The sequence below is a fragment of the Microbacterium paludicola genome, from assembly GCF_015235415.1.
Classification (GTDB): domain Bacteria; phylum Actinomycetota; class Actinomycetes; order Actinomycetales; family Microbacteriaceae; genus Microbacterium; species Microbacterium paludicola.
Genome location: NZ_JADGLL010000068.1, coordinates 1 through 9,461, shown reverse-complemented (window position 1 = coordinate 9,461; position 9,461 = coordinate 1). Strand labels below are relative to the sequence as shown.

Below are 9,461 nucleotides of genomic sequence, written 5' to 3'. Positions count from 1 at the left end.
GGGCGGGGCTCTTCGCCGGGGCGGAGCTCTTTGGCGGGGCGATCGACGGGCGCGGCGTCGGCGCCTCCGCGGTCGCACTCGGCGCGGGCGTCGTGGCGGTCGGACGCGAGACGGGCGTGGTGCTCTCCGGGGACGACGCCGCGGTGGCCGTGGGGCGCGGCGCCGCGCTGGGCGACGGCCCGCGGGTCGCCATCGGCTCGCGAACGGCGGACGGAGGGGCCGACGGGGCGTCGGCCTCGGTCACGGGCCGCAGGGCGACGCCGCTTCCCGCCGAGGGCGCAGCCGCGGGCGACGGATCGATCCCAGACGGGTCGGCGGGGGAGGAGACGGGGCCGCTCGCGGCCGCTTCCGCGGCGTCGTCCTCGAGAGAGGGGAGCGGATCGGGCGCGGAAGTGCTCGGGGCGCTCACGCTCGCCTGCGGCACCGCAGCGCTTGCATCTGCCGGCGCGAGCGCGGGCACGATCGTCACCGTGAGCAGCGTGCCGGCGACGCCGACCGAGGTCATCCCCGCGCCGACGAGGCCTCCCAGCGAGAACGCGCTCGCCGTGCCGGCGGCCGCGGCTGCGCTCGCGGCGACGGCCCCTCCGGTCGCCGCTCCACTCGTCGCGGATCCGGCCGTCAGCGCGGTCCCCGCCGCGGTGATCCCGCCTCCGGCGGCCACGGCGCCCTCGACGACGCCCGAGGGCATCGCCGCGAGAGCGAGCACTGCGCCGTCGCCGCGGAGCGAGGCGAGGTAGCTGGCCGTCGCCGTCACACCGATGAACACCGGCAGCAGCGCGAGGGCCAGGCGGCTGCCGACCTCCTCGGCCTCGCCGGCGAGCACCGCGCACTCCTCGCAGCCGGCGAGGTGCGCCTCGATACGAGAGCGGTTGCGCGGGGTGAGGTTGCCGCGCGCGTGCGCGCCGAGGTGCTCGACGGCCCAGCGGCACTCGGAACCGTCCCCGAGCGCGGCGATGTGCGCCTGGATCCAGGCCTCGCGCAGCCCCTCGCGGGCGCGGAAGGCGAGCTGCTTCACGGCGCCCGGCTTCATCCCGAGCAGCGGAGCGGCCTCGGCGGGGCCGAGCCCCTCGACCTCGGTGTACCAGAGCACCTCCTGCCAGCGCGTGGGCAGGCTGCGGAAGGCGCGGTGCGTCAGGCCGCGGTCGACCTCCTCGAGCCGCGACTCCTAGGTCGACGACGGATCGGCGACGGCCTCCAGCTCCTCGATCGCGAACTCGCGGCGGCCGCGGCCCCAGGACGCCGCGGTGTTGCGGATCGCCGTGAACAGGTACGCGCGGAACGCGCCCGTGGGGCCGCCGCCTCGCCGGATCGCCTGGAAGATGCGCGTGTACGCCTCCTGCACGAGGTCATCCGGGTCGACGGTCGAGGTGATCGACCGCGCGACCGTCAATCCGGCGGAGTAATGGCGCTGCTACAGCTGCGCGAACGCCCCGGCGTCGCCCGCGCGCGAGCGAAGGACGAGATCGGTGTCGGCCAGGGACGCATCGGGGGAGCGGTTCACGGATCTCTCGCTTCGGGGGCAGCGGTCGGTCGGGCGCCAGGGGGAGCGCCGGCACGGGCGGCGGGGCCGACCCGTATGACCAATTGTTCATATATGCCGAGATTCCACCATCGGTGCCCGGGCAGTCGAGCCTGGTGACGGTGTGTGACTCCCCCGGGCCGGGACCCTGCAGCGCCAATACGGGATGCCGCTAGACTTGCGGCGTCGCGACTGGCGTTGAGGTGGGGTACCACCGGGAAGCGACCGAGACGGCATTCGACCGCACGCCTGGGCCGATGCGAGATTCCCCATCCCGAACGTCGTCTGGAGATCGCCATGACCGATCCGCTTTTCAACGCCCCTCTCGCCGAGGTCGACCCCGAGATCGCGCAGGTGCTGCAGCGCGAGCTCGATCGCCAGCGCGGCTTCCTCGAGATGATCGCCTCCGAGAACTTCGTGCCCGTCTCGGTGCTCGAGTCGCAGGGCTCCGTGCTCACCAACAAGTACGCCGAGGGCTACCCCGGCCGTCGCTACTACGGCGGCTGCGAGGAGGTCGACGTCGCGGAGGAGCTCGCGATCGAGCGCGCCAAGGCGCTGTTCGGCGCGGAGTTCGCGAACGTGCAGCCCCACTCGGGCGCCTCGGCCAACGCCGCCGTGCTTCACGCCATCGCGCGTCCCGGCGACACGCTGCTCGGCCTCTCGCTCGACCACGGCGGCCACCTCACGCACGGCATGAAGATCAACTTCTCGGGCCGGCTGTACAACATCGTCGCGTACGGCGTCGACGCCGAGACCTCGCTCGTCGACATGGACGAGGTGCGTCGCCTCGCGCTCGAGCACAAGCCGAAGGTCATCATCGCCGGCTGGTCCGCCTACCCGCGTCAGCTCGACTTCGCCGCCTTCCGCGCGATCGCCGACGAGGTGGGCGCGCTGCTCTGGGTCGACATGGCCCACTTCGCCGGTCTCGTCGCCGCGGGCCTTCACCCGAGCCCCGTGCCGCACGCGCACGTGGTGTCCTCCACCGTGCACAAGACCATCGGCGGTCCGCGCTCGGGCTTCATCCTGACCAACGACGCGGACCTCGCGAAGAAGATCAACTCGGCGGTGTTCCCCGGTCAGCAGGGCGGCCCGCTGATGCATGTGATCGCCGCCAAGGCGACCGCGTTCAAGCTCGCCGCCACGGACGCGTTCAAGGACCGCCAGGAGCGCACCCTCCGCGGCGCGCGCATCCTCGCCGACCGGCTCTCGCAGCAGGACGTCGTTGACGCCCGCATCGCCGTCCGCTCCGGCGGCACCGACGTGCACCTGGTGCTCGTCGACCTGCGTGACGCCGCGATCGACGGCAAGCAGGCCGAGGACCTCCTTCACGACATCCGGATCACGGTGAACCGCAACTCGGTGCCGAACGACCCGCGCCCGCCGATGGTGACGTCCGGCCTGCGGATCGGCACCCCCGCGCTCGCCACCCGCGGCTTCGGCGACGCCGAGTTCACGGAGGTCGCGGATGTCATCGCGCTCGCGCTCCAGCCCGGTGCCGACGTTCCCGCGCTGCGTCAGCGCGTCGCGGCCCTCGCCGACGCCTTCCCGCTCTACCCGGGGCTGTGAGCATGACCGCGCAGAAGCTTGACGGGGTCGCGACCGCCGCGGCGATCAAGGACGAGCTGGCGCAGCGCGTCGCGGCGCTCGCGGAGAAGGGCGTCACGCCCGGCATCGCGACCGTGCTCGTCGGCGCCGATCCGGCATCGCAGCTGTACGTCGGGATGAAGCACAAGCAGTCGGTCGCGATCGGGATGAACTCGATCCAGCGCGAGCTTCCCGCCGACGCGACGCAGGAGCAGGTCGAGGCCCTGATCGACGAGCTCAACGCCGATCCCGCCTGCCACGGCTACATCGTGCAGCTGCCCCTGCCGAAGCACCTGGACACGGACGCGATCCTCGAGCGGATCGATCCGGCGAAGGATGCCGATGGCCTTCACCCGACCAACCTCGGGCGCCTCGTGCTGAACGTGAACGAGCCGATCACCACCCCGCTTCCGTGCACGCCGCGCGGCGTGATCGAGCTGCTCACGCGCAACGGCTACGACCTCAAGGGCAAGCATGTCGTCGTCGTCGGCCGCGGCGTGACGATCGGCCGCCCGATGGGACTGCTGCTCACGCGCCGTGACGTGAACGCCACCGTCACTCAGGTCCACACCGGAACTCCCGACATGAGCCCGTACCTGCGTCAGGCAGACGTGATCGTCGCCGGCGCGGGCGTGAAGCACCTGATCACGGCGCAGGACGTCAAGCCCGGCGCGGCAGTGCTCGATGTGGGCGTGACGCGCGAGCGGGACCCGGAGACGGGCAAGTCGAAGGTCTACGGAGACGTGCATCCGGATGTCGCCGAGGTCGCGGGCTACCTGTCGCCGAACCCCGGCGGCGTCGGCCCCATGACGGTCGCGCTGCTGATGACCAACGTGGTCGAGGCCGCGGAGCGCGGAGTCGCGTAGCTCGCACGGGGTCCTCGCCCGCGGTGTCACGTGGGCGTGCTATCAACGGAGCATGCTGAACCTCGCCGGCGCCCATCGGATCCTGATCGACGCGCGCACCGAGCGGGAAGGGGCGCTCGGGATCGGCGCCGACGGACGGGTGGCCGACGGTGAGGTGCCGGGAGCGGAGACTCTGGACGTCTCCGGCTGCGTCGTCACGCCCGGGCTCGTGAACGCCCATCATCACCTACTGCAGTCGGGCTTCCGGACGCTGCCGGGGACGCGGGGCGTGCCGATGCGGGACTGGCTGCCGGCCATGGCGGCCGCATACGGGGCGGCGGTCATCGACGCGTCGCTCTTGCGCGCGACCGCGGGCATCGGGCTCGCGGAGTCGTTGCTGTCGGGCGTCACGACCGTTGCGGACCACCACCTGAACTGGCCCGCGCCGGAAGGCGACGATGCGGTCGAGCGCACCGTTGCGATGGCCGAGGCCGTCGCCGAGGCGGCCGGTGAGCTCGGGGCCCGGATGGTCTTCGTGCGGGGCTCCGCACGGGACGACCCGCGCGCGGCCGCCGACAGCGCGGACGCGATCGCGGAGCGCCTCCTCACCAATGGGCACGACGGCGGCATCACGAGCGACGGTCGCCTGCAGGTGGCCGTCGGGCCCGCCGGCGTGCACTCGGACGGGGAGGAGACGTTCCAGCGGCTCGCGGACGTCGCCCGACGGCACGGCCTGCGCCGGCGCACCCAGGCGAACGAGCAGGTCGACACGGAGGTCGCGCTGGCGCGCTACGGGCGGCGTCCCCTCGAGCTGCTCGACGAATGGGGCTGGCTCGCCGCCGATGTCACGATCGCGCACCTGTGCGACGTGACGGATGCCGAGATCGCCCTACTCGCAGCGCGCGGCGTCACCGCGACGCATGCGCCCGGCTGCGATGTGCCGATGGGCTGGGGCATCGCGCCCGTCGCGCGCCTGATCGAGGCGGGAATCGCCGTGGGGCTCGGCACGTCGGGCGGCGGCTCGAACGATGCCGGGCATCTGCTCGCGGACGCGCGGCTCGCGATGCAGATCTCGGGGCTCGTCGGCCCGCAGCTGCCCGCGCGGACAGTGCTCGGCATGGCGACGGAGGGCGGCGCGACGGGGCTCGGCCGCGCCGACCTCGGCCACCTGCGGCCGGGGGCGCGCGGCGACGTCTGCGTCTGGGACGTGTCGGGCGTCGCCGACGCCGGAGTGGCGGATCCGGTCGCGGGGCTCCTGTGGGCGGCGCCGGGACGCCGCCCGCGCCACGTGATCGTGGGCGGTCGCGTGGTCGTCCGGGATCACCGCCTCGTCGGGGCGGAGGAGGGCGAGCTCGTGCGCGCCCTGCACGAGCGCGTCGGCCGCTGACCGGCCGCCATCGCGGCGCTCAGAGATCGAGGACGAGGCGCGGGCACGCCGCGCGCGAGACGCACACCATCATCACGGCGCCGTCGGCCTGCTCGAGCGGCGTGAGCACAGAGTCGCGGTGCTCGACCTCGCCCTCCAGCACCGTGACCTCGCACGTGCCGCACGTTCCGCGACGGCAGCTCGAGAGCACCATCGCCTCCGGCGCCTGCTCCCGGATCGCGTCCAGCACGGACTGATCGGGACGGACCGTCACGACCTCGCCGCTCAGGGCGAGCTCGACCTCGAACGGGTCCGGCCACACCGGATCGCCGAACTCCCTCGCCTCGAACCTCTCGAGATGCAGCAGCGCGTCGATGCGCGCCGCCCCGACGCCGACGCGTTCCGCGTGGTCCGTGACGGCCTGCTCGACGGCCTCGAGGAGAGGACGCGGGCCGCACGCATACACCGCCGTGTCCTTGCCGATCCCGGCCGCGAACGCGGCGATGTCGAGGCGGTCGCCCTCGTCGGATGCATGGATCCGCACGCGCTCGGGATGCGCGGTGCAGAGCTCGTCGACGAACGCCATGGTGCGCCGTGATCGCCCGGAGTAGTCGAGGCCCCAGTCCGCGCCGGCCGCCTCAGCGGCCGCGACCATCGTGCGCAACGGTGTGATGCCGATGCCGCCCGCGACGAACCGGTAGCGGGTACCGGGGGAGACCTCGAACGCGAAGTGGTTGCGCGGGCCCCGCACGCGCAGCCGCTGGCCCACGACGATCTCGTCGTGCAGCCGCACGGAGCCGCCGCGGCCGTCGTCCTCGCGCAGCACCGCGACGCGCCAAACCTGTCGGTCGTCGGGATCCCCGCACAGCGAGTACTGCCGCTCGTCGGGCTCGCCGCCGGCCGTCGGCAGGACGACGTCGATGTGCGACCCGGGCGTCCAGGCGGGCAGGGCGCGCCCATTCGGCGTCACGAGGTCCAGCGCCACGACGCCGTCGGCGAGATCCGTGCGTGCGGCGACCACGAGATCGCGCTCCACGTCGCTGAAGTAGCTCACTCTCTCTCCTCGCATCCCGCGGTCATCGGGGCCCGAGACGTCGGCTCCGTGCGACAAGTTACGAGCCCGCAACACGCGCCGACTTGCTCGGTAACACGTCGCGCGTTGAATGCTCTCACACCCAGTGTTGGTCATGCCAACACCGCGGATCGACCCCGATCGACGTGAGAAAGCGAGTGCCGTGCCACGCGTCAACCCCCATGATCTCCGGCCAGGACAGGCGATCGCGACCCTCTCCGCTGTCACGCTGCCGGACGGCGTCGGCGCGTCGCTGAGCATCGAGCAGGGGCTGATCGCCGCCGCCCCGAGCGCGAGCGCGCCGGTCGCGGCGGCCTCGGACGAAGTCGAGGTGGATGCCACCGGCTGGCTGCTGCTCCCGCCGGCCGCCGACCTCCACGCGCACATCGACAAGGCCTACACCTGGAGCGCGGCGGGCGAGCCGGAGGGCTCGCTTGAGGATGCCGTCGCGTGCTGGCGGGCGTTCGGCGCCGCCGTGACCGAGGAGCGGATCGCGCTCAACGCGCGGCGGCAGCTCGACGCCGCGCTGCGCGCCGGCGTCACCGCGGTGCGGACGCACGTCAACTACCACGAGGGCGGCGACCCGCTGCGCGGCATCCGCGCGGTGATCGAGGCGCGCGAGGACTATCGCGGTCTGGTGGACGTCCAGGTCGTCGCGATGCACGACCAGTTCCGCGACACCGGCATGATCCGCGATGCCATCGCGCTCGGCGTCGATCTGATCGGCGCCGCCCCGCACCTCAGCACGGATCCGCGCGACGAGATCGATCGCGCCGTCGCTATCGCGGAGGACGCGGGCATCGGTATCGACCTGCACACGGACGAGACGCTGAACCCGGAATCCCTGGATCTGCTGCACCTCGCGCGGCGGACCGCCGACTGGCCCGACGAGATGACGCGCTCGGCGGGGCACTGCGTGAGCCTCGCCGTGCAGCCGCCGGACCGTCTCGCGGCGGTATTGGCCGCCGCCGCCGAGGCGCGCGTGAGCATCATCACCAACCCGCTCACGAACCTCTACCTGCAGGGATGGGAGCATCCCGTCGCCACGCCGCGGGCCGTCCCCCCGCTCGCGGCGATCCTCGATGCGGGAGTCGTGCTCGCCGCCGGTGGCGACAACGTCCAGGATCCGTTCAACCCGCTCGGCAACGGCGACATGGTGGACGTCGCGGCCGCGCTCGTCCTGGCGGGCCACCTGTCGCCCCGCCGGGCCTGGCAGGTCGTCGCGCGTGGGCGCGAGCTGCTGGGCCTCGGCGCCGCGAACGCGGCGGCGGGCGACGACGCCGACCTCGTGCTCGTTCGCGCCGCCTCCGTCGCCGAGGCGCTCGCCGAGCGCGCGCCCGACCGGGTCGTCGTGCGCGGCGGGCGCGTCGTCGCCACCCGTCGGACCGCGTCCGACGTGGTGGCCGTCCCCTCCCGGAAGGAGGTCGCTCTGTGAGCACCATCGCCACCATCCCGACGCTGCGTCTGGACGACGTGACGAAGGACTTTGCGACGGGCACGCGCGCGCTCTCCGGGGTGTCGCTGTCCGTCTCCCGCGGCGAGTTCGTGTCGGTCGTCGGGCCGTCCGGCTGCGGCAAGTCGACGCTGCTCCGACTCGCGTCCGGGCTCGACACCGTCAGCGGCGGCACCCTCGAGGTCGACGCGGCGGTCACGAGCTTCGTGTTCCAGGACCCCACGCTGCTGGAATGGCGATCGGCCCAGAAGAACGTCGAGCTGGTCGGCGAGCTCGCCGGCGTGCCAGCCGCCGAGCGCGGCCGGCGAGCGCGCGAGGCGCTCTCGCTCGTCGGACTCGACGGGTTCGAGAAGCAGCATCCGCGCCAGCTCTCGGGCGGGATGCGCATGCGCGTCTCGATCGCGCGGGCGCTCGTGGCGGAGCCGCAGCTCGCGCTCTTCGACGAGCCGTTCGGCGCGCTCGACGAGATCACGCGGCTCAAGATGCAGACCGAGCTGCAGCGGATCTTCCAGCTCAAGTCCTTCGCCGCGATGTTCATCACGCACTCGATCTCGGAGGCCGTGTACCTCTCGAGCCGCGTGCTGGTGATGAGCGGGCGGCCCGGGCGCATCGTGGACGACATCGAACTGCCTTGGTCGTATCCGAGGCCGCCGGAGCTGCGCTACGAACCCGAGTTCGGGCGTATCGCCGGGCGCATCTCGAAGGCACTGGAGGATCACTCGTGAGCGACGAGGCCATCATGACCCGCGAGCCCATGACCGTGGTGGCCGCGCGCGACACCCCGGCGCGGGAGGTCACGTCCTTCGCGAAGGCCGCGGGCGCGACCGGATCACGCGCGCTGCCGATCGTGCTGGCGCTCGTCGGCATCGTGGCGATCTGGTACGCGGTCTCGTATCTGCTGCTGAGCGAGGATCGCCGGTTCCTGCTGCCGCCACCGCACCAGGTGCTCGCGGAGACGCTCGGCAACCCCCAGGTGATCGGCCCCATGCTCGAGGCGCTCGGGCAGACGACTGCCGTCGCCCTGATAGGGCTGGCCCTGGCGGTCGCGATCGGGATGGGGTGGGCGATCCTGATGTCCCAGTCGACCCTGGCCGAGAAGATCCTCTACCCGTATGCGGTGATCCTGCAGACGATCCCGATCCTCGCGCTCACGCCCCTCATCGGGATCTGGATGGGCTACGGAATCCCGGCGCGGATCGTCGTGTGCGTGATCATCGCGGTGTTCCCGATGATCTCCAACACGCTGTTCGGACTGCATTCCGCCGAGGCCTCCGCGCACGACCTGTTCACGCTGAACAAGGCGACGCGGTGGCAGCGGCTGACGAAGCTGCAGCTGCCCGCGGCCATCCCGTCGATCTTCACGGGCCTGCGCAACGCGGCCGGCCTGTCGGTCATTGGGGCGATCGTCGGCGACTTTTTCTTCCAGCAGGGCTCGCAGGGCATCGGCGGGCTGCTGCGCACTTACACGCTCCGGCTCAACATGGAGTCCCTGTTCCTGGCGATCATCTTCACCGCGCTGTTCGGGGTGATCGTCTTCTCGATCTTCGCGGCGCTTGACCGCGCGGTCGTCGGGCGCCTGTTCGGCTGGAAGAAGCGGTGACGCCCCGCCCGTCTCCGCGCCC

Annotated in this window: 8 protein-coding genes, 1 pseudogene and 1 riboswitch; of the genes and pseudogenes, 6 read left to right on the top strand and 3 right to left on the bottom strand. The window is 72.5% G+C overall.

Features of this window, described 5'->3' with window-relative positions; genetic code table 11:
* Together IR155_RS15160 and IR155_RS15155 are read right to left on the bottom strand one after the other, a co-directional pair.
* Positions 1-1,090 (bottom strand): zf-HC2 domain-containing protein (locus tag IR155_RS15160; protein ID WP_194210354.1); only part of this gene is annotated, 1,090 nt, incomplete at its 3' end.
* Positions 1,091-1,165: 75 nt separating this feature from the next.
* Positions 1,166-1,393, bottom strand: a pseudogene (locus IR155_RS15155) (RNA polymerase sigma factor); the annotation flags it as partial.
* A gap of 304 nt (positions 1,394-1,697) precedes the next feature.
* Positions 1,698-1,781: riboswitch (ZMP/ZTP riboswitch) on the top strand.
* A gap of 35 nt (positions 1,782-1,816) precedes the next feature.
* Here IR155_RS15155 and glyA point away from each other — a divergent pair.
* Genes glyA through IR155_RS15140 form a run of 3 tightly spaced genes read left to right on the top strand, consistent with a single transcriptional unit; the run spans position 1,817 to position 5,335 of the window.
* Positions 1,817-3,085: a serine hydroxymethyltransferase gene (gene glyA, locus IR155_RS15150; protein ID WP_135115623.1), complete on the top strand. Its 1,269-nt coding sequence runs from the start codon at positions 1,817-1,819 to the stop codon at positions 3,083-3,085.
* 2 nt (positions 3,086-3,087) lie between these two features.
* Positions 3,088-3,969, top strand: coding sequence for a bifunctional methylenetetrahydrofolate dehydrogenase/methenyltetrahydrofolate cyclohydrolase (locus IR155_RS15145; RefSeq protein WP_135115622.1), 882 nt, complete (start codon positions 3,088-3,090; stop codon positions 3,967-3,969).
* 52 nt (positions 3,970-4,021) lie between these two features.
* Entirely contained in the window at positions 4,022-5,335 is a 1,314-nt protein-coding gene (locus IR155_RS15140; protein ID WP_135115621.1) for an amidohydrolase family protein, read from the top strand.
* A 19-nt stretch (positions 5,336-5,354) separates the two neighbouring features.
* Here the strand turns inward: IR155_RS15140 and IR155_RS16315 are convergent, their stop codons facing one another.
* Positions 5,355-6,368: a PDR/VanB family oxidoreductase gene (locus IR155_RS16315; RefSeq protein ID WP_135115620.1), complete on the bottom strand. Its 1,014-nt coding sequence runs from the start codon at positions 6,366-6,368 to the stop codon at positions 5,355-5,357.
* 181 nt (positions 6,369-6,549) lie between these two features.
* Between IR155_RS16315 and IR155_RS15130 the strand changes: the two genes are divergently transcribed.
* Genes IR155_RS15130 through IR155_RS15120 form a run of 3 tightly spaced genes read left to right on the top strand, consistent with a single transcriptional unit; the run spans position 6,550 to position 9,439 of the window.
* Positions 6,550-7,821 (top strand): amidohydrolase family protein, encoded by a 1,272-nt coding sequence (locus tag IR155_RS15130; RefSeq protein WP_233441232.1) that lies wholly within the window; start codon positions 6,550-6,552, stop codon positions 7,819-7,821.
* Positions 7,818-8,564, top strand: a complete 747-nt coding sequence (locus tag IR155_RS15125) for an ABC transporter ATP-binding protein (RefSeq protein ID WP_135115618.1) — start codon at positions 7,818-7,820, stop codon at positions 8,562-8,564. The genes IR155_RS15130 and IR155_RS15125 overlap by 4 nt, the downstream gene beginning before the upstream one ends.
* Positions 8,561-9,439, top strand: a complete 879-nt coding sequence (locus tag IR155_RS15120) for an ABC transporter permease (RefSeq protein ID WP_233441231.1) — start codon at positions 8,561-8,563, stop codon at positions 9,437-9,439. The genes IR155_RS15125 and IR155_RS15120 overlap by 4 nt, the downstream gene beginning before the upstream one ends.
* Positions 9,440-9,461: the final 22 nt, after the last annotated feature.